Below are 20,457 nucleotides of genomic sequence, written 5' to 3'. Positions count from 1 at the left end.
GAATTGCCGGTTGGTTAACGGTTATGAATTGCTCGCGCAAGAAGGTAAGTTCGGTTAAAATTCAAAGTGGTCTTCTTCCACAGCATCGTGAATGGCGACCGGCTTGACGAGTGTTCTGCCGACGAGAGACTTCAAACGAGCCGGCGGCAAACCAGTTTCGGGGCGAAGCGAGACAAGATCGACCGCCGAGACAACATGACCCTTTGGAAACTTCGCCGCAAATTTCAGCCCCTTGCGCACGAGCGCGCGGGTAGCCAGTTCGACGGGCTTTGGAGCTTTGATGCCATCGCCCAAAACGGTCTCAATCAGACGGATCTCAGCCACCATTCGCTTGAGCTCCTCAGGCTCGATCGATGCCGCATGGTCGGGGCCTTGCATTTCGCGATCGAGTGTAATGTGCTTCTCAAGGACACGCGCACCTGCCGCCACTGCAAGAGGCGGCACAAGAATCCCAGCGGTATGATCGGAGTAGCCTACCTTTTCATCGAGCACCTTCTGCATTGTATGCATGGCCGCCAGGTTTACGTCCGACAACGCGGTCGGATAGGCTGTTGTACAATGCAGAATGCACAGGTCGCCGTCGTGCCGAAGCGTCTGCCACACATCCCTTACAGCCCGAATGCAATCTCGCACCTCGTCAAGGGTTGCCATTCCAGTCGATATGATGATCGGAAGGCAAGTCCGGGCAGCAACCTCTACAAGCGGAGTGTTGGTGATTTCCCCGGATGGAATTTTTATCCGCCTAATTCCTAGCTCGACGAGGAATTGAAGCGAAGCAATATCGAAGCCGGTCGACATGAACTCGACACCCCTCAGGGCACAGTATTCGACAAGCTGGCGATGCTGATCGTGAGACAGTTCAAGAGATTTAAGTAGCCTGAATTGATCATCCTCAGCACCGTTCAGGCGCTGGTATTCGACGGTCTTGGTACCTGCGACAATCAAATCCTCGGCTTTGAACGTTTGTATCTTGGCAGCATCTGCGCCCGCCTCCACCGCCACATCGATAAGTTTGCGAGCGAGATCCAGGTTACCGTTATGGTTAACGCCAATCTCAGCAATAATGAAACAACGATTCTCCACCGTCACTGCGTTTACTCCAAGACTTTTTTCGAATCTAACATAAGCTTCGCCGGACTACCCACGTAAACACCCGGAGCACTAATATCGCGCGTAACCACCGCTCCGTGTCCGACAGTTACATTGCCTACAATAGCCGTCGCATGTCGGACTGAACTATTTGCTCCAAGAAAGCAACCGCTGCCCAAGGATGAACCTCCAGCTAGCACGGCGCCCGGTGCAATATGCGAGAAATCGCCCACGACACAGTCATGTTCAACGATTGCTCCGTTGTTAACGATGACGCCATCACCGATCGTTACCTGAACACCGACAATACCTGCGAGCACCACGACCCCTCGGCCCAACCGCGCTGAAGGACTGATTGTGGAGGCCGGATGGATCACCGAAGCGGGAGCAAATCCCTTTCCAAGATAGGCATTGAACAATTTCTGGCGCAGGGTAGCGTTTCCTACCGCCGGAACAAATACCCATGTTTCATTGTCGCGCACAACTTCCTTCTCGTCTTCGACGCAGCGCGCAATCTGTAGCGACCAGCTTTTGTACTCCTCGGGATCGACGGCCACCACGCGAGCAAAATGATCGTTCAATAACGCCGCTTCAAGGACAACTCGCCCATGTCCGCCTCCCCCGACAACGAGCAGCGAAGGCTTTTTCTTCTTCCAAAACATCGGCAATGGAAGCTTCATAGACGTTGACGGATCCGGTGGACTATCAAAAACTACTCCTTCACGGCCCGGTTGGGGAGATCATAGAAGGGCTTTTGTAGCAGTCGGGGAAAATCGATCTTGCGAAGAACTGACAGCACTGAACCGGTAGCGTCACCCGGCCTGCCATAAGGGGGGGCGCTGTCTTTAATGGCATCGCGAAAAGAAAGCGACATTGCTTCGGTCATAGCCCTTACGATTGCCCCGGTTTCCTCGACCGTGTCGATGACGGACATCGCTTTCAGCCGGCCCAGTTGCCGTGGGCCTACGTTGACCGTCGGGACGTCCACTGCGGGGGCCTCAATGAGGCCACTTGACGAATTGCCGAGGACTACGCTCGCATGTTTCATCGCCGCGAGGTAGCGTAACTGGCCTAGAGATGCAACCAACCTGACCCGATCGGGGTGTTGGGAATGAAATGTCTCAAGCCTCGCATTGATTTTCCTGCCACCTGGATCAGAGTTGGCTTTCGTAATGATCACGGCCAGATCCGGAAAAGACTGCAGTGCGTCAAGAATCTGCTCGAGGGCGGCAACAGGCGAGGCCGAATCCATCGTCGCCGGATGGTAGGTCATCAACACATAATCGCGTTCTGGCTCGATTTCGAGTTCTCGCATCAATTCCAATCTATCGGGTATGGAAAGCCGCCTGAAATTATCGAGGCCGATCGCGCCGATGTTGAATACTCGTTCCGGCGCCTCACCCATCCGGATCACTCGATCAGCGTACTGTCCGGCTGCCGTGAAATGGACATGTGCCATTTTTGTAATCGCGTGCCGGAAGGTATCGTCCATGGCACCTAGCGTTACTTCGCCGCCGTGAATATGGCCAATAGGGATATGAAGAAAGGTTGCAGCAGTCGCAGCCGCAAGCGCTTCAAATCGGTCCCCCAATATAACCAGAAAATCGGGTTCGAGCTGTTCGAATGCCCCGCGAAAGCCGTCGATGGCGCGACCGAAGGCGCGTGCCATGCCGGCGTCGCTGTCATCATCGTCAAGGCAGGGTATTTCAGCATCGATCTTGAAACCATCGGCTCGAATGAAGCGAACGGTCTCTCCGAATGCCGGCGACAAATGCATGGCGGACACCGCAATCTGCAATTCGAAATCCGGATCGTCGTGCAGATCACGCATGAGCCAATACAAGAGACCGTAGTCCGCCCTTGTACCGGTAGTCACACATATCCGGGGTTTGGTCACCGTGTCACCTCGTCACCAAGGTCGTAGATCTTGGCAACGAGTTCAGTCGTCGCCAAGGCGTCGTCGATCGTTGCTGCACCCGTATTTTCCCCGCGCCAGGCACCCACCACCTGTTCAGCTTGCACCCGAAACCCTGGCTTAAATTGCAGATCTGCTTCTGTAGCCTGAACCTCGTTCAGGCTACGCTCGCCTGCATTTTGAAATATCGCCTTTTCCAGAGGCCGCATCTCCCATCGCCTGTGCGGCGCGGAAACCGTGCAGGCCCAAGGTCCTGGACCGTTCCATACAGCCTGATAGATACCGCGATCTCCGGAGGCGAAACTGATATGCGCAAGCACAACCCCGGATTCGCCGGCCTTCCACGGTTGCAAGATCTTTACGTCAGTCACGCCTCCGCGACCGAAAGTCATTAGGTAGTCAACGAGATGAATTGAGTTGGCATACATCCAATTGTCGACTACCGCCAAATTGTGACCGATGGCCCGCGCGGCTTCGAGACTCTGCTGGTCTTGAACATAGATGAAGCGAGGGCCGGGATTTGCGGAAAGATCTGCGAGCGCGGTCAGTGTGGAACCAAGTGCGCGCCGATTGAGACCAACCCACGCACGCCGGCCCGAAGATTTTACCTGCCCGTGAAGAGCACGCGCTTCTTCAAGGTTCAACCCGATAGGCTTCTCCATGAAGACGTCAACGGGATGCGCCAGTATTCGAGTTGCAACTTCAAAAATGGCCGGCTCGTACACTGCCATCACCACCAAATCGGGCCGGATGCTGACAAGCATTTCATCAACGTCATCACTCACAATCGGAATGTTCCAATTGTTGGCGATCACCTGAGCCTTGGCTTTTGTCCTATTGGCAATACCGACGAGCTCGACATTTGGCAGGGATGCAAAAACCTTTGCATGCTCGGCGATCATGCTTCCTGCACCGACGAGGGCGATACGGCATAATTTAGTGTTCACATGAATACCTTCGCAATTATCCGGAGTTCTCCCGGCGATCTGGAATAGGCGCCTCGCCCGATTGGAACGCGTCATCCTTGTCAATTTCCGTCAGACAAATCAACACGGGACAACGCTATTCCGTTTCTGCTATGAGAGCCGCACAAGTCAACCTGAGGTTCATTGAGATGAAAATGTGTGTCGTGGCGGCTCGGTCAGGATCCAAGGGGCTGCCACACAAAAACATCAAATCTTTTGCTGGCCGGCCGCTTCTTGCGCACACAGTTGAACAGGCTGTCCAATCGGGAATTTTTGATATTATTTCGATTTCCAGCGACAGTGATCGCTATCTTGATATCGGGCGGGAGGCCGGAGCAAATCTGCTGGTCAAGAGGCCGGACGAGCTTGCCACCGACTTTGTCGCGAAGCCCGCCGTTCTCAGTCATGCTCTGCGCACGGCAGAAATGGAAGTCGGGCGGGAGATCGAGATGTTCTTCGATCTTCAACCGACTTCTCCGTTAAGGACTCCTGCGGACATTCGTGGGGCGGCCCAAAAGCTAGAAGCGAACGCCGACCTTCTCAACGTTGTGTCCGTGGCACGCGCAAAGGCTTCACCCTATTACACGCTTGTTGAAGAAACCGCAGATGGCCGCATCGAGCTGTCAAAGCCCGGGATGCAATATGGGCGTCGACAAGACCTGCCCAATTGCTATGAGCTCAACGGATCCATCTATGCTTGGCGCCGGCAACCCATCGTCGACGAAAGACCCGCTCTCACTGAACGGACGGGGTTCTGGCTTATGGCTGACGAATGTAGCTTCGATATCGATACGCCACTTGATTTCGCAATCGCTGCCTTCGTTGCCTCACATCATTTCGGATGGCCTGAAACACGCTAGGTCTTTCGCCTAGATCTCGATTTCGGTATCTATCGAGTGAAGTGAAGATCGCTGACAAACACCAAAGCAGACTGAGAAGAAAACCATGATTACAGCCCTCATTGGCCTTGGACGAATGGGAATGCGCCATGCCGGCGTCTTGGAACAATGCCAACTTCCGATCGTGGCAGTAAGCGACATAAATCGTGAAGCTTGCGATGTCGCCGGAAACAAGTATGGGATCCCGGAAGAGCGCCGCTTCATATCGGCAATTGAACTCATCGACCAAATCCGGCCGGAATTTCTGATCATTGCAACGACGGCTCCCGGGCATTGCGAGCTTGTCGTCAGGGCGGCGCAAAATGGCGCCAAAATGATCCTGTGCGAGAAGCCTATGGCGACCAACTTGCGTGATTGTGAAGCGATGATCTCCGCCTGCAATTCCGCAGGTGTGAAATTGGCAATCAACCATCAGATGCGCTTCATGGAACAATACACGTTCCCGAAATCCATGATCGAGTCTGAGGCTTTCGGCGGCCTTGCGAGCGTTATCGTAAGTGCCGGAAACTTTGGCATGGCGATGAACGGCACGCATTATTTTGAAATGTTCCGCTATCTGTGCGGCGAAGATCCGGTAAAAGTGTCGGCTTGGTTTTCGAAGGACGAACTCGCCAATCCTCGCGGCCCCCAATTTAGGGATGCCTCCGGAAGCATCCGCCTGGAAACACCGTCAGGGAAACGCTTCTATATGGATTGCTCCCACGACCAGGGGCACGGCATGAATGTGACTTACAATTGCCGCCATGGACGCATCTCAGTTGATGAATTGGCCGGCACTCTCTCCTTCGTCGTTCGTAGAGAGGAATACAGAAATGAACCAACAACACGCTATGGCATGCCTTACGATTCCGACTCTATAACAATTACTCCGGCCGATGCTGTCACGCCAACTCGTTCCGTTCTCGAAGCCCTTCTTGCCGGCACTGACTACCCGACAGGAGAGCACGGGCTGCTTGCCATGAAATTACTTGTCGCTGCCCACCTTTCCAACGAACGTGGGGGCGCGACGATCGATCTGCGCCGTGAGCCTATTTCGGGAGATTACACCCTACCGATTGCATGAGCGTCGAGGGTTGTCATCGCCATATAGCGCTCCAGTTTCTCGGGCTCGGAGTGGCCTCGGGGGGAGGATTAGAAACGCACCCCGGTCAATCGGCGTAAGAGACGCAATTCCTGCATTAGCGATGAGATATGGACGACAGGCTAGTAAAAGATACAGGCATCAGAAAACCGAACGCCCTCATGGATATCTTGATGCATCCTAAGGTCCAATCGGTTTGCGTATGGTACAAGAACGGCGGCGACATCCTTCTGTTCCTGGCTTATTCGCTGCTACTCACAGTTTACATGGGGCAGGAAAGGATCGTCTCGCGAGGAGAACCGCTTTATTGGCTGCTTACACTGCCAGCAGTTGCAGCACCATTGCCAAGACTCAGACAGACAGTAGAAAATCTCATATTTGGTTGTGCGAGACCTATCGCCGTCATGGGTGTAACGGCGTCTTTATGGTTCGGCCTGAGAGGGGATACAGGTGCCGTTCCCCCAATTATCTTGATCGCTTGGGTCAGCGCATGGGCGAGCCGCTCCGAGGTGCGCATCAACGTTAGATGGCTATTCGCGATCATCCTGGTATTTTACGGGATTGGCAGCTTGAGCTTTGTTCTGCAGCCACCGTTCGAAAAGTACAGCTGGTTGATGCAAGAGTACCAGGGGGATCCCCTTGGGGCTGACGCTGCAGATTCTGGCAACATTGCGTTACCACCACAAGACCGGGAAGGAATTGATATCAATGCCTGGGGCATTTTGCCTGGCCAAACTGCGCCCGCTTACGGGCCATGGCGCATTTCGATGGTCCCCAACATTGCGACTTCCGGCATCATCTCACTTTTCGTTTTCCTGATTGCATTGAAGCATCTGGGTTTTCGATGGCTCAACATCACAACCGTTGTTGCCGCCGCTTATTTCACTATCTTATCTTTCGTGCGTTCAGCACTGATCGGCCTCGTGCTTTGCAGCGCCACCACCGTTGTTTTGACGCTACTTCCTGATAATGCGAGGCTTCGTGTTACGGTGGCGTTCGCTATGACGTTGGGACTTATCCTCATCGTCGGTCTATCCCCGTTCGCCCTTTATCACCTACAAGATATTCCCCTCATATCCCGGTTGCTCCTGCGCAATCAGAGCGGGCTTTCGCTGGAAGCGATCTACCGACAAGCTTACCGGCCCTGGTTGTGGCTTCAACATCTCCAGATCTTTTGGCAAAGCGACTACCTGATGGGATACGGAAGTAGCTTGGCTCAGAGCGCAACGGAAAAACTTCTAAACGCAAATCAAATAAGATCTGACTCTGTGTCCCTACCGACACGTCTGCTCGCTACATATGGTCTACCGGCTCTGGGATTCTTCTATTTCCTCGGCGAACGCTGTTACACTCATGCAAAGGAAAACGACATCTGGGGAGTATCGATGCTGTCGCTACTTATCTGGCTTATGATGACATGGGGTAGCATATTTCATCCGACAAACGCGATATTCGTGCTTGCACTACTGATCATAGGCCGCGGAGGAAACGCCTTCCATGAGGACCCTAAGCAGAAATAAATCCGAAAAAATTTGCCACTTCTTCAGTTGTTGGCGAACTGCCGTCTGACCTTGTCGACAACGAAGTCCTGATCGGCGACCGTCAGGCCGGTTGAGCATGGCAGCGTCACGATCCGTTGCCAGAGGTTGTCGCAGACCGTCATTTCCGTCCTCGGCGCCCCTACATAGGGTGCCTGGAGATGGGCTGGTTTCCAGAAGGGGCGGGCGTCTATGCCGGCCTCCCGCAAACGAACGCGGATATCGGTCAACTGCCGTGGGTCTCTGTTGTTCACGACGATCCCGGAAAACCAATAACCGCTTCGCGCATATTCCGGATCCGGAAAAGGCGCTATTCCGGCAAGATCCGAGAAAGCCTCCCTATAATTTCGTGCTATATTCCGTTTCAACTCGACAAATCGGCCCAGATTTTCCATCTGGGCACAACCAACCGCCGCCTGGAGGTTTGTCATTCGGTAATTATAACCGACCATGTCGTGATCGTAATCGGCCCCGACTCTGGCGGTGGTCGTCACATGACGAAAGAGGCGTGCTTTTTCCGGATCATCCGTAACGATAATTCCGCCACCGCCGGCGGTAACAGTCTTGTTCCCATTGAAGGAGAACATCGTGAATTCTGCGCTCAAGCTTCCCGAAGGACGGTCTTTATAGGTGGTACCCAGTGCGGCGGCCGCATCAACGACAACCGGCAAATAGTAAGCCTTCGCTAACTCGTTAATCTCATCCATCTGGGCGGGAATGCCCAGCGTAAAAACCGGCAATATTGCCGAAACTCTGCGCCCCGTTTCCGTGTGAAGTAACGCACCGTCCACGCGACGATGCGTCTCTTTCTCCAGTTTGCTAGCCAACAACGTTACGTCTATCGACCAGTTTTCGGGAGAGACATCGAAAAGCCACGGAAGCGCTCCGCAATGGGCAATTGCAGCGACCGAAGCGATGAACGTGAATGATGGTGCAATGACCAAATCATCGCGCCCTACGCCGGCGGATAGCAAGGCAGCATGAAGCGCAGTGGTACCCGCGGACGTCGCAACTGCGTATTTGGCACCGGACGCAGCAGCTACCATTTCTTCGAAACGGGTGACGAATGGCCCCACCGTCGAAACAAATGTAGAAGTTATGCATTCCTGCAGATATTCGGCCTCACGGCCGGCGAGATTTGGTACTGCGAGCGGTATCATTGAGCCTAAATCCGTGAATCCAGAGTTTTTTCACTCACCTTGTGAGTCTGCAGGAAGGACGGTTCGATTGTAGCCACAAGCTCCTTCAACTGATCCTTGTCGATCTGCTGTGGCGAAGTCGGCATATTGGCTGCGGCGAAAAGACCCTCAAGACTACTGATCAACCTTCCAATCGATCCGCTCGCGGCACCTTTGTACTTGACGATGGAAAGTCCTTCAAATCCGCCGTCCACGGCGCTTTCATCGTTCGCAACGAATTCCTCGAAGGCCTTCTCACCGGCGGTATCGAGCGGCGTCAGCAGAAGTGGCCAGGAACCGGAGCCACGAAGCAAGCTTGTCGCCTGCACCGCCGTTGCTTCATTGCTGAAAATCACAGGTTTTAGCTTCAAATGCTCAAGAAAAGCCTTTGCGACGTCTTCGAGCAAAACGAGATGTTCATCGGGACTAAGCTTAGGAACGACAATGTGTTGGCCGGGAGCGCACACTGCGGCCAATGTGCAGAGATGACCAGCCTCCTCCATTGAGACAAAATAGCGCCGAGTATCGATCGGCGCAGCCAGTGGCTGCTCCTGTTCGACGCGACGCTGGAAGCTTTGAAGAAGCGAACCGTTTGAGAACGCAACATTAGCAAAGCGCGCAGAGACAATTTCCGCGTCAAGATCTTTTACGGCCTCGCCACTGAACATCACGTGCTCCATGAGGCGTTTGCTGGCGCCCATGAAGGAGCTCGGATTGGCTGCCTTGTCGGTAGAAACAGAGAAATATCGGCCTTTGAACTGCACTTCGCTCAACCACCGCAACAGGCGAGCCTGTTTGAGCAAGTTCGTGTCAAACATCTGCAGCATTGAAAAGGAATCCTTCTCCGACCTCACGTGTTTAATTGCCGCAAAATTCAAAACAAAATCATAGGGTGCTTGGTCATGAATAAAAAGCCTCATCGCAGGCGAGCCAAAATCTAGCGGCAAGGTTCGAAAATCCGGAACGGCAAAGCCTCCTGGGCTGGAGCGGAGTGTCCGAACCAACTCTGCCAACTCGTTCTCATTCTGATCGATCACGTGAAGAGCACATGGCTCGAACCCCGAAATGACCGATATTGTAGCGGAACCGATTGATCCGGCAGCTCCGATAGCAAGTACTCGTTTGCCTTCGAGCTTATCCCGCAATTGCCCTTCAAAACGCCTCATATCCTGAGAGAAGATAGAATTCTCTCTTCCGGTCGCGATAAACGCGAGCTGGCTGTTCTTGCCGCTTTTATGAGCTTCAATGGGCATCTAAATTTCCTGCTTTAAGATCACGGCCATTTCGGCGCTTGTTTGCTGGGATCACCATCCCCGAAACTGTCATTCGCCCTAATCAAATCCTCATGTCGCCCAACATCGAGCCAAGGTTCTCGGACTGGAAAAACAGCGGCCGGCAACTGACGCTCGATCAGATATTCAAAGAGGTTTGTCATATCGAAAAACTGTCGGTTCGGAACATATTCCAGAACTTGGGGCTCGAGCAGGTAGATCCCAGCATTGACCAGAAAGTTGCATTTGGGTTTTTCCGTCAACTTGGTCAGATAGCGACCGGAAACTTCAACGACACCGAATGGCACTTCATAGCTGTGATTGTTGACCGCCATTGTCGCCACCACAGACGAAGACTTGTGGAAATCCAGCATAGCCTGAAAATCAACTGTCGTGAGTATGTCACCGTTCATCACAAAAAAGGACTTTGACGGAGCTTGCGGCAGAAGAGACAATGCTCCCGCGGTCCCCATCCGCTCCTTTTCGCGCACGAAAGTGAACCGGGCGCCAAACTTGGAACCGTCACCGAGATGGTCCTCAAGCATATGCCCAAGATAATTCACACACAGCGTAATATCGGAGAGGCCCTGTGCCACCAGATTATCAACAATAATGTCGATAAGTGGCCTGCCGCCGACCGATATTAACGGTTTGGGCACATTTTCGGTAAGCGGCCGAAGTCGTGTCCCCAGCCCTCCCGCCATTATTATCACCTGGTTCTCTTGATACGAAAGCTGTTCAAACGCGGGAAGATACGCCAAGTCCCGCAGTATGCCAGCCTCGTCGACGATAGGAAGGTGAAGAATTTGCTCGTGGCGGAGGCGGCCGAGCAAAATGCTTTTTTCAGTACCCAGCATTGCCGAACGAGGATTTTGTCTCATAAATTCTTGAACTGGCGTATCCAATCCATGTCCTGAAAGCAGCGCCCGTCGGATATCTCCGTCGGTAATGATTCCACTCAGCTTTCCCTCATCTGTGACAACGACCGCGATCTTCAGGCCATTGCTGTCGATGACTTCGATTGCGAGGCGCATCACCGCATCCTGCGCTATCACGACCCTGGAAATGTCAATGTAAGTCATTCCAATCCACTACTCCGACGAAATCGCAGACGGCAAAATCGCGCCACGGTTTTGTTGGCGGTACTCTCTAGCTCAGTAATCTGGCGATTCATAGCCTTCAAAAGCGTCATAGGACGTGGGCAACGCGTGAGAATGTGTCCGGGTATGAATGGATGTAGCGACCGATTTCACTGATACTCTTTGCGTTCCAGCTAGAATTCTAGTGATTTTACACCTGCCCCACGCCCACGCTTGGACTGCCGAACTCAATACCAGCTGGAAAGGAGCCAGCGGCCTCACTCTATGACGCAAACACCATCATCTGCTGCGGCACCACTGCCAGCATGCCCGCACGGCGGGCAGCGACATATCTAAGAAGCTGTTCCACCACTGTCGGCATGACGGGTTTTTGCACGACACCGAGCGCGCCGTGCACACCATCTACAACGGCCTCGGGATTGGCGGTCATGAAGACGACGGAGATCCCGTGGTCTTGCGCGAGCTGCCGGCCGATCTCAGGGCCGGTTGCGCCATCCGAGAGGTTGACGTCGACAAAGGCGATATCGGCGAGCGGTGCCAGCCTGAGAGCTCCTTCGCGATCCGATGCCAGGCCCGCGACATGCACGCCCATGTCCTCGATCGTTGTTTCGAGATCGAGGGCTATCAGCAGTTCGTCTTCGACAATCAGCACTCGCTGTTCCATGAGATGTTCCCGTTGCCAGCTACGCTTGACATTCGTGGCCATGACAGATCCCCTTTACGCTTTACCGAGGAGACTCCGCTTCGTGAAAGGCAGATTGCTTCCACGAGGCTCGCAGCTTAAACGGGCGATGCGACGATATGTTCCGGCATGAAACGCAGTATTTCTCAATTAAACTTTTGTTAATATTGATAAATTCTTAAAATGCCGAGAAGTTATAGTAAAGGCGGCGACTTTAGCCGCCTTTTGAAATTTCGGTTTGAGGGACTTCTCAACCCTTGGCCTTCAGCACCAGAACCGGGTCCTGGCTGTAATCAGCCGGGAAGATCTGCTTCAGGTTCTCGATCTTCGGCAGGTCGTTATAGACGATATAGGGGTAGGTCGGGTTCAGCGTCAGGAAATCCTGGTGATACTGCTCGGCCGGATAGAAGCCAGTATAGTCGGTGATCCTGGTGACGATTGGCTGTTTGAAGACATGCGCCTTTTCGAGCTGGGCGATATAGGCTTCGGCGACCTTGCGCTGTTGCGGGTCAGAGATGAACAGCGCCGAGCGGTATTGGGTGCCCTGGTCCGGTCCTTGGAAATTGAGCTGCGTCGGGTTGTGCGCGACCGAGAAGAAGACCTGCAGGAGCTTGCCGTAGCTCACCTCTTTCGGATCGAAGGTTACTTTGACGGATTCGGCGTGGCCCGTCGTACCGGTGCTGACCGTTTCGTACTGGGCGGTTGCGGCTTCGCCGCCGGCATAGCCGGACACGGCGCTTTTGACGCCCTTCACGTGCTGGAAAACGCCCTGGACACCCCAGAAGCAGCCGCCGGCGAAGACGGCCGTTTCAGTGCCGGACTTGCCCGCCTCGTCGACGGCAGGCGCTGGAATGACGACGGCATCCTCCGCCGCCTGGGTGGCGACGGAACCGAGGCCGAGCGAAAGGGCTGCCGTTGCGAAAAGCGCGGCAAGGACCTTGCCTGATGTGGAAATGGACATGGGGCTACCTCCGGGAACAAACCGGAGAAATCCTTGCCGATCGACGAAAAAGCCGCAAATCACAAGCTGTTCACTCACGCCGATGTGACGATTGCACGAAAGCCAATGTGCGAAACCTGAACAGGCCGGAAGGTGAGTTGACAATTCCCTGGGGAGTGGGGACAGTGCCGCCCGGCTCAGAGCCAGCATCCGGGGGAAACCAATGTCTGTGCGCTCGTTCTTCGCTTTTTCCGTCATCGTTGTATCTATGATTTTTGCGGGCCTGTCGGCTTCTGCAGCCGACGCCAAGCGCGACATCGTTACCGTCAAGGACGCGGATTATTTCGGCTTTGACCTGCGCACGGAACAGAACCTCTCGCTCGATCAGTGTAAGGCCGCCTGTATCGGCGACAAGAGCTGCAAGGCCTTCACCTATAATCCGAAGGTGAAGTGGTGCTTCCTGAAATCCGACTTCAAGACGATGAACGCGGCCCCCGGCGCGATTGCCGGCCGGATCGTGGAGACGACCGCTGCGGCCGCGCCGCAGGAACCGGACATTGGTGCGGCCCCTCGCCTGCCCTTCCTTTCCGATGACCTTGTCCAGCAAGCGCGCAATTTCCGCAACGATCTTGCGCTCGCCGACGATCAACAGGGCCAGGGCGTCGACAGCCTGACGGCGGGCGCCCGCCTGGATCTCACCGGCGGCAATCTCTCCGATGCGCTGAAGGCCTTCCATGGTGCCCTGTCGATCACCCCCGACGACGGTGATCTCTGGATCGAGACGGCCCGCGCGGCGACCTCGCTCGGCGCGCCGGACAGCGGCATCTTCGGTCAAGCGGTGATAGACGCGCTGAACGGCTACCAGTTGACGCGCACCACCGGCAAGCGCGCGGATGCATTGGCCGTGCTTGCCAAGGCGCTGGAAAAAAACGCCAATTACCGCGATGCGTTGAATAGCTACAAGGCGAGCCTTGCGCTCGCCAGCGCCAGGGACGTGCAGGCGGACTACCTGCAGCTCAAGCAGACACAGGGCTTCCGCATCACCGAACATACCGTCGATGCCGACAGCGCCACGCCGCGCGCCTGCGTCACCTTCTCCGAAGCGCTGGTCAAGACTGTCGACTATACGCCTTTCGTAACCCTGAACGGCGAAGCGCCCAAGGCGCTGGAGGCCAAGGACAAGCAGATCTGTGTCGAGGGCCTGACCCATGGCGAGACCTACAAGATCGGCTTCCGCACCGGCCTGCCCTCCTCCGTCGACGAGGTTCTTGAGGCGCCTGTGACAATCGACGTCTATATCAAGGATCGCAGCCAGATGGTGCGCTTTACCGGTGACAGCTTTGTGCTGCCGTCGACGGCGCGCCGCGGCATCCCGATCGTCTCCGTCAATATGGCCTCTGCCAACCTGAAGCTCTACCGCATCGGTGATCGCGGCATCGCACCGCTCCTGACCACCTCGCAATTCCTGACGCAGCTCGACGGTTACAGCGCCCAGAATATTGCCGACCAGAGCGGCGAGCTCGTCTGGCAGGGATCGATCGAGATCGCCAACGAACTCAACAAGGACGTCGTCACCTCCTTCCCGGTCGATGAGGCGCTGCCGGAGCGCAAGCCCGGCATCTATGTGATGGTCGCGACCCCGCCGACCGGTCCGGTTCAGGACTGGGATTCGCAGGCAACGCAATGGTTCCTCGTCTCCGATATCGGCATTACCACCTATGCCGGCACCGACGGGCTGAACGTCTTTGCCCGCTCGCTCGCCTCCGCCAAGCCAATGGCCGGCGTCGAATTGCAGCTGCTCGCCAAGAACAATGAAGTGCTCGGCACCGCTACGACCGATCAGAACGGCCGCGCCACCTTCACGGCAGGTCTGATCCGCGGCACTGCCGCACTCACGCCTGCCGTCATCAGCGCCAAGAACGGCACGTCCGATTATGTCTTCCTCGACATGACACGCGCGGGTTTCGATCTTTCCGATCGTGGCGTCACCGGCCGCGCATCGCCGGGTGCAATCGACGTATTGCCCTTTACCGAGCGCGGCATCTACCGCGCCGGCGAGACAGTGCATGCGGCCGCCCTTGCCCGCGATACGGACGGCAATGCGATCGAGAACCTTCCGCTCACCTTCATCTTCTCGCGGCCGGATGGCGTGGAAGACCGGCGCATCGTCAGCCAGACGAGCAATCTCGGCGGCTATGTGGTCGACCTGCAAACGCAGGAAAACGCCATGCGCGGTACCTGGACGATGAATGTCTATACCGATCCGAAGGGCTCGCCGATCGCCACCAAGACCTTCCTAGTCGACGATTTCGTGCCCGATCGCACCGATCTGGAGATCAAGACCGAGTCCAGGGAGATCGGAACGGATACGGCAGCCACGATCACGATGTCGGGCAAATATCTTTACGGCGCACCGGCCGCCGGCCTGACCATCGAAGGTGACGTCGTCGTCAAGCCGACGCGCGAGAACGCTGCCTATCCCGGCTACCAGTTCGGCTTGGCCGACGAGGAAGCGAGCGAGGATTCGCGCCAGACGATCGACGGCCTGCCGGAGCTCGACGAGAATGGCGAGGCCTCGACGGATCTGACGATTGGCGAGCTGCCGGCCACGACGCAGCTCCTCAATGCCACCGTCTACCTGCGCATGCAGGAGCCGGGTGGGCGGGCAATCGAGCGTTCGCTCGAGATTCCGGTCAAGACGGATCAGGCAGCGATCGGCATCAAGCCGGAATTCGATGGCGACCTGCCGGAGAATGCGCTGGCGAATTTCACTGTGATCGGCCTTGATACGCAGGGCCAGAAGCAGGAAATGAAAGGGCTGCGCTGGAAATTCTACAAGCTTAGGCGCGATTATCAGTGGTACCGCGAAGGCACAGCCTGGAAATATGAACCCACCTATACGCCCGAAGAGGTCGCCTCGGGCTCGGTGGATGCAACGGCTGCCAATGGCGGCAAGATCCAGGCACCTGTCAACTGGGGTCGCTACCGGCTCGAGGTGGAAAGCCCGAACGCTGACGGCCCGACCTCCAGCGTCGAGTTCGATGCCGGCTGGTTCGTCGCCTCGACATCGACGGAAACGCCCGATGGCCTCGAGATCGCTCTCGACAAGGACAGTTATAAGGTCGGCGAGACGGCCAAGCTGAAAGTCACGTCGCGTTATGGCGGCGAGCTTATGATCACGGCCGGCACGGAAAAGCTTATTGCCGTTGAAAACGCCACGATGAGCGAAACCGGTGGCGAGGTCGATATTCCCGTTACCGCAGACTGGGGGGCCGGCGCCTATGTGACCGCCACCCTCTTTCGCCCGGGCGATTCCCTCGACACGCATATGCCGGCACGCTCGATCGGCATCAAATGGCTGAAGGTCGATCCGGCCGATCGCGCGCTGCAGGTCAAGATCGACACGCCGGAAAAGATGCTGCCGCGCGGACCGCTCGATATCGGCCTGCAGGTGACAGGTGCCGGCGCGAACGAGGAGGCCTATGTCACGGTTGCCGCCGTCGATGTCGGCATCCTCAATCTGACGCGCTATGAACCGCCGAACCCTGAGGACTGGTATTTTGGCCAGCGCCAGCTCGGCCTCGAAATCCGCGACCTCTACGGCCGGCTGATCGACGGATCGCTGGGCGCGACCGGCAAGCTGCGCACCGGTGGTGATGGCGGTGCCATCGCGCTGCAGGCAAGCCCGCCCACACAGAAGCTCGTCGCCTTCTTCTCAGGTCCGGTCAGGCTCGATGCCGAAGGCAAGGCGAAGGTCAGTTTCGATATTCCCCAGTTCAACGGCACGGCGCGTGTCATGGCAGTCGCCTGGACGAAGACCGGTGTCGGCCATAGCGCCAGCGACGTCATCATCCGCGATCCTGTCGTCGTCACGGCAAGCCTGCCGAAATTCCTGGCACCAGGGGACAAGGCCAATCTGCGCCTCGATATCGCCAATACCGATGCACCGGCAGGTGATTACAAGCTGACGCTGACCGGCAACAAGGCGCTTAGTATCGACGGACCTGCCGAGCAGACCCTGAAGCTTGGCGCCGGCGCCAAGTCCGACCTGACGCTGACACTGGTCGGCGGCGAGCCAGGCGACGGCCAAGTTGCGATCAACCTGTCCAATGATCAGGGCCTGTCGCTCGACCAGGTGGTGGATGTGCCGGTGCGGCCATCCTCGCTGCCGGTGACCGAACGACGCGTCATTGCGCTTGCACCCGGCAAGAGCCTGACCATCGACAAGAACCTGCTGGCTGACAGCGTGCTTCCGGGCGCTTCTATCGCAGTCAACGTCACGCGTTCGGCCGCCTTCGACATCCCGGCACTGCTGATGACGCTCGACCGCTATCCCTTCGGCTGCGCCGAGCAGACGACGAGCCGCGCACTGCCGCTGCTCTATCTGGCCGAGGTCGCCAAGCAGGCGGGCATGGAGCAAACCGATGACGACATCCACAAGCGGGTGCAGGATGCGATCTACCGCGTGCTTTCCTATCAGGCCTATGCTGGAAGTTTCGGCCTGTGGGGGCCGGATTCCGGCGATCTCTGGCTCGATTCCTACGTCACGGACTTCCTGACGCGAGCCCGCGAACAGAAATACGAGGTTCCGGATCGCGCCCTGGTGCAGGCGCTCGAAAACCTGCAGAACTCGCTCTCCTACACGACCGACGTGAAAGGTAAGGGCGATGAGATCGCCTATGCTCTCTATGTGCTCGCGCGCAACAAGAAGGCCGCCGTCAGCGACCTTCGCTACTATGCCGACACGATGATCAACGACTTCCCGACGCCGCTTGCCAAGGCCCATATCGCTGCGGCGCTGGCGCTCTACGGCGATGCAACGCGCTCGAAGAATATCTTCGTCGATGCGCTGCAGATGTCGAAACAGTCGATGGTGACCCGCGTGAATTTCTCGCGCACCGATTATGGCTCGGTCCTGCGCGATGGCGCGGCGATCCTGGCGCTCGCCGCCGAAAGCCGCCCCGTTCCGCCGGTCATTCCGGAACTCGCCAAGGCGGTCGCGCGGGAATGGGATCGCAGCAAATATACGAGCACCCAGGAACAGGCCTGGATGCTTCTGGCAGCGCGTGCCCTCCAGAACGGCGACGACGATTTGAAGGTCAACGTCAACGGGGCCGAGCGGACCGGCGCTTATATGGCGAAAATGACCGGCGATGCTCTGATCGACCATCCGCTGACATTGACGAGCGCGACGAACGACACGGTCTCGGCCGTCATCACCACGGTTGCCGCCCCCGTCAAGCCGCTGCCGGCGGGCGGCACCGGCTTTACCATCGAGCGGACCTATTACACGCTGGATGGCGAGGAGGCCAATGTCAGCGAAGCGCAGCAAAACGAGCGTTATGTCGTCGTCCTGCATGTGACCGAGCAGAACGACTGGGCCTCGCGCATCGTCATCACCGATCTCCTGCCGGCCGGCTTCGAGATCGACAATCCAAGCCTCGTCGACAGCGCCCAGATGACGAATTTCGACTGGGTCGGCGAGATATCGCCCGCCCATACGGAATTCCGTTACGACCGTTTCGTCGCCGCCTTCAACCGCGACGAAAATTCAGCACGTGATTTCAACGTCGCCTACGTCGTGCGCGCCGTGACACCCGGCGTCTACGATCATCCGGCGGCGACTGTCGAGAACATGTACCGTCCCGATATGTCCGCCCGCACGGCGACCGGCAAGATGGAGGTCGTTGCGGCTCAACAATGAGGCGGTGGCAAAAGTTTGCAATCGGGACTGCGGCCGGCATCATCATTGCCGGTGCAGGCCTTTTTGCGCTCGAAGCCGCCGACCGCGCCTATCCGCCGCCACTCAATGAGGCAGAGGCGGTCTCGCCCGAAGTGCTGGATGCGGACGGGCAATTGCTGCGTGCCTTCGCGACAGTCGAGGGGCGCTGGCGGCTGAAGACGGACGTTTCCGACGTCGATCCACAATTCGTCCGCATGCTGGTAGCTTATGAGGACCAGCGCTTCTACGAGCATGCCGGCATCGATGTCTGGGCACTCGGGCGTGCGGCGCTGCAATTCGCCAGCAATGGCCGCATCGTTTCTGGCGCCTCTACGCTCTCCATGCAGGTGGCAAGGCTGATCGAGCCCCGCGAGAGCCGGTCGTTTTCGGCAAAGCTCCTGCAAATCGCGCGCGCAGTGCAGATCGAGCGGCGGCTTTCGAAAGATCAGATCCTCGATCTCTATCTCACTCATGCGCCCTATGGCGGCAATCTGGAAGGCGTGCGCGCTGCAAGCCTTGCCTATTTCGGCAAGGAGCCGAAGCGGCTGACCGTCGCAGAAGCGGCGCTGCTGGTCGCATTGCCGCAATTGCCGGAGAAGCGCCGGCCGGATAGAAACCTGAAGGCGGCTGAAGCGGCGCGCAAGCGGGTGCTCGACCGTGTCGCCGTGGCCGAAGTGGTCGGCGATGGCGAGGCCGAGCGCGCCGAGGGTGTTGCCATTCCTGCCCGCAGGCTGCAGCTTCCGACGCTTGCTGCCCATGTCGCGGAAGCGGCGCTGCGCAGGGATCCGAAAGCGATCCAGCACCAGACGACGCTGAGGAAGCAGGTCCAGACCGGCCTTGAATCCGTCGCCCGTGCCGCAACGCTGAAGCTTGGGCCGAAGCTGTCGCTCGCCATGGTGATGGCGGATGCCGAAACCGGTGAGATCGTCGGAGAGGTGGGGTCGGCCGATTATTTCGATGCAAGCCGCTCCGGCTGGATCGACATGACGCGCGTCAACAGGTCACCCGGCTCGACGCTCAAACCCTTTATCTATGGCCTTGCGTTCGAGCAGGGGCTGGTGAGCCAGGAAACCATCATCGAGGATCGGCCGGCCGATTTCTTCGGCTACCGGCCGCGCAATTTCGACATGAGCTACCAGGGCGATGTCACCGTGCGCGAGGCCCTGCAGCTCTCCCTTAACGTGCCGGCCGTCAAGCTGCTCGATGCGGTCGGTCCGTCTCGCCTCATGGTGCGTTTCCGACGCGCCGACGTTCGTCCGGTCTTGCCGCCGAACGAGACGCCCGGTCTGGCGATCGGCCTTGGCGGCCTTGGCATCACACTGAAGGATCTCGTGCAGCTCTATACGGCCCTTGCCAATCGCGGCCAGCCGGTCAGGATCGGAGACGGCGTGACGAACGCGCCTAGCAAGATCGACGGCGAGCCGCTGCTGGAGCCGGTTGCTGTCTGGAATGTCGCCGACATACTTTCGGGAGTCATCCCGCCGGCGGGCGCACCCCAGCGCGGCATCGCTTACAAGACGGGCACGAGCTACGGCTATCGCGATGCCTGGTCGGTCGGTTACGACGGGCGCTACGTGCTTGGCGTCTGGGTTGGACGGCCCGATAACAGCGCCGTACCCGGTTTGACGGGTTATGGTACGGCCGCACCCATCCTTTTCGAAGCTTTGGCTAAATCCGGTATCGCCACGACACCGCTGCCGCGCCCGCCGGCAGGCGCCTTGCGCATTGCCCAGACCGATCTGCCGATCAGCCAGCGGCGTTTTGCCGTCAATGCCAATGGGCTGCTGGTCACGTCCGGCCGCGAGCCGTCACCGCAGATCGTCTATCCACCGGAAGGTGCTCATGTCGATCTTGGGGCGAAGGCGGGCGATCTTACGCCACTGATGCTAAAACTGCAGGGCGGCCGCGCGCCTTTTCGCTGGCTTGCCAACGGCAAACCGCTGCCCGATCTTTCGCGTCGGCGCACGCAGAGTTGGATGCCTGACGGCGGCGGTTATTCCAAGCTGACGGTGATTGATTCCATGGGCCGGGCAGCAAGCGTCGGTGTCTTTGTGGACTAATCGGAACAAAAGCGCTT

At 57.3% G+C, this 20,457-nt stretch carries 14 protein-coding genes; 5 read left to right on the top strand and 9 right to left on the bottom strand.

Annotated features, from left to right (window positions below; translation table 11 throughout):
- Positions 1–54 precede the first annotated feature (54 nt).
- Genes FHT93_RS24305 through FHT93_RS24290 form a run of 4 tightly spaced genes read right to left on the bottom strand, consistent with a single transcriptional unit; the run spans position 55 to position 4,026 of the window.
- Complete coding sequence (locus FHT93_RS24305) at positions 55–1,089, bottom strand: N-acetylneuraminate synthase family protein (protein ID WP_113015621.1); 1,035 nt, start codon at positions 1,087–1,089, stop codon at positions 55–57.
- Positions 1,090–1,094: 5 nt separating this feature from the next.
- Positions 1,095–1,769, bottom strand: a complete 675-nt coding sequence (locus tag FHT93_RS24300; RefSeq protein ID WP_113015622.1) for a NeuD/PglB/VioB family sugar acetyltransferase — start codon at positions 1,767–1,769, stop codon at positions 1,095–1,097.
- A gap of 32 nt (positions 1,770–1,801) precedes the next feature.
- Entirely contained in the window at positions 1,802–2,965 is a 1,164-nt protein-coding gene (gene neuC, locus FHT93_RS24295; protein WP_348649806.1) for a UDP-N-acetylglucosamine 2-epimerase, read from the bottom strand.
- Between the two features lie 17 nt (positions 2,966–2,982).
- The gene (locus FHT93_RS24290) at positions 2,983–4,026 is read right to left on the bottom strand and encodes a Gfo/Idh/MocA family oxidoreductase (RefSeq protein ID WP_113015624.1); all 1,044 of its coding nucleotides are present in this window, start codon (positions 4,024–4,026) and stop codon (positions 2,983–2,985) included.
- Positions 4,027–4,028: 2 nt separating this feature from the next.
- Here FHT93_RS24290 and FHT93_RS24285 point away from each other — a divergent pair, with 2 nt between their 5' ends.
- The 3 genes from FHT93_RS24285 (at position 4,029) to FHT93_RS24275 (ending at position 7,469) form a co-directional block, all read left to right on the top strand.
- Positions 4,029–4,829 carry an acylneuraminate cytidylyltransferase family protein gene (locus FHT93_RS24285; RefSeq protein WP_162728563.1) on the top strand — a complete coding sequence of 267 codons (801 nt, stop codon included), beginning with the start codon at positions 4,029–4,031 and terminating at the stop codon, positions 4,827–4,829.
- Between the two features lie 85 nt (positions 4,830–4,914).
- Positions 4,915–5,931, top strand: coding sequence for a Gfo/Idh/MocA family oxidoreductase (locus FHT93_RS24280; RefSeq protein WP_113015626.1), 1,017 nt, complete (start codon positions 4,915–4,917; stop codon positions 5,929–5,931).
- Between the two features lie 179 nt (positions 5,932–6,110).
- The gene (locus FHT93_RS24275) at positions 6,111–7,469 is read left to right on the top strand and encodes a hypothetical protein (RefSeq protein WP_162728564.1); all 1,359 of its coding nucleotides are present in this window, start codon (positions 6,111–6,113) and stop codon (positions 7,467–7,469) included.
- Positions 7,470–7,492: 23 nt separating this feature from the next.
- Here FHT93_RS24275 and FHT93_RS24270 read toward each other — a convergent pair whose 3' ends face one another.
- From FHT93_RS24270 to msrA, 5 genes are all read right to left on the bottom strand, one after another.
- Positions 7,493–8,647 carry an aminotransferase class I/II-fold pyridoxal phosphate-dependent enzyme gene (locus FHT93_RS24270; protein ID WP_113015628.1) on the bottom strand — a complete coding sequence of 385 codons (1,155 nt, stop codon included), beginning with the start codon at positions 8,645–8,647 and terminating at the stop codon, positions 7,493–7,495.
- Between the two features lie 5 nt (positions 8,648–8,652).
- Positions 8,653–9,918, bottom strand: coding sequence for a polysaccharide biosynthesis protein (locus FHT93_RS24265; RefSeq protein ID WP_113015629.1), 1,266 nt, complete (start codon positions 9,916–9,918; stop codon positions 8,653–8,655).
- Positions 9,919–9,938: 20 nt separating this feature from the next.
- Complete coding sequence (locus FHT93_RS24260) at positions 9,939–11,018, bottom strand: nucleotidyltransferase family protein (protein WP_113015630.1); 1,080 nt, start codon at positions 11,016–11,018, stop codon at positions 9,939–9,941.
- 280 nt (positions 11,019–11,298) lie between these two features.
- Positions 11,299–11,742 carry a response regulator gene (locus tag FHT93_RS24255; RefSeq protein ID WP_183849787.1) on the bottom strand — a complete coding sequence of 148 codons (444 nt, stop codon included), beginning with the start codon at positions 11,740–11,742 and terminating at the stop codon, positions 11,299–11,301.
- A 226-nt stretch (positions 11,743–11,968) separates the two neighbouring features.
- Positions 11,969–12,679 (bottom strand): peptide-methionine (S)-S-oxide reductase MsrA, encoded by a 711-nt coding sequence (msrA, locus tag FHT93_RS24250; RefSeq protein ID WP_183849785.1) that lies wholly within the window; start codon positions 12,677–12,679, stop codon positions 11,969–11,971.
- 202 nt (positions 12,680–12,881) lie between these two features.
- Between msrA and FHT93_RS24245 the strand changes: the two genes are divergently transcribed.
- On the top strand, positions 12,882–18,362 hold the full coding sequence (locus FHT93_RS24245) for an alpha-2-macroglobulin family protein (RefSeq protein WP_183849783.1): 5,481 nt from the start codon (positions 12,882–12,884) through the stop codon (positions 18,360–18,362).
- Positions 18,359–20,440: a penicillin-binding protein 1C gene (pbpC, locus tag FHT93_RS24240; RefSeq protein WP_183849781.1), complete on the top strand. Its 2,082-nt coding sequence runs from the start codon at positions 18,359–18,361 to the stop codon at positions 20,438–20,440. The genes FHT93_RS24245 and pbpC overlap by 4 nt, the downstream gene beginning before the upstream one ends.
- Positions 20,441–20,457: the final 17 nt, after the last annotated feature.

This window comes from Rhizobium sp. BK379 (assembly GCF_014193955.1).
Taxonomy (GTDB): Bacteria; Pseudomonadota; Alphaproteobacteria; order Rhizobiales; family Rhizobiaceae; genus Rhizobium.
The sequence above is the reverse complement of the archived record's forward strand: the minus strand, read 5'-3'. Positions and strand labels throughout refer to the sequence as shown.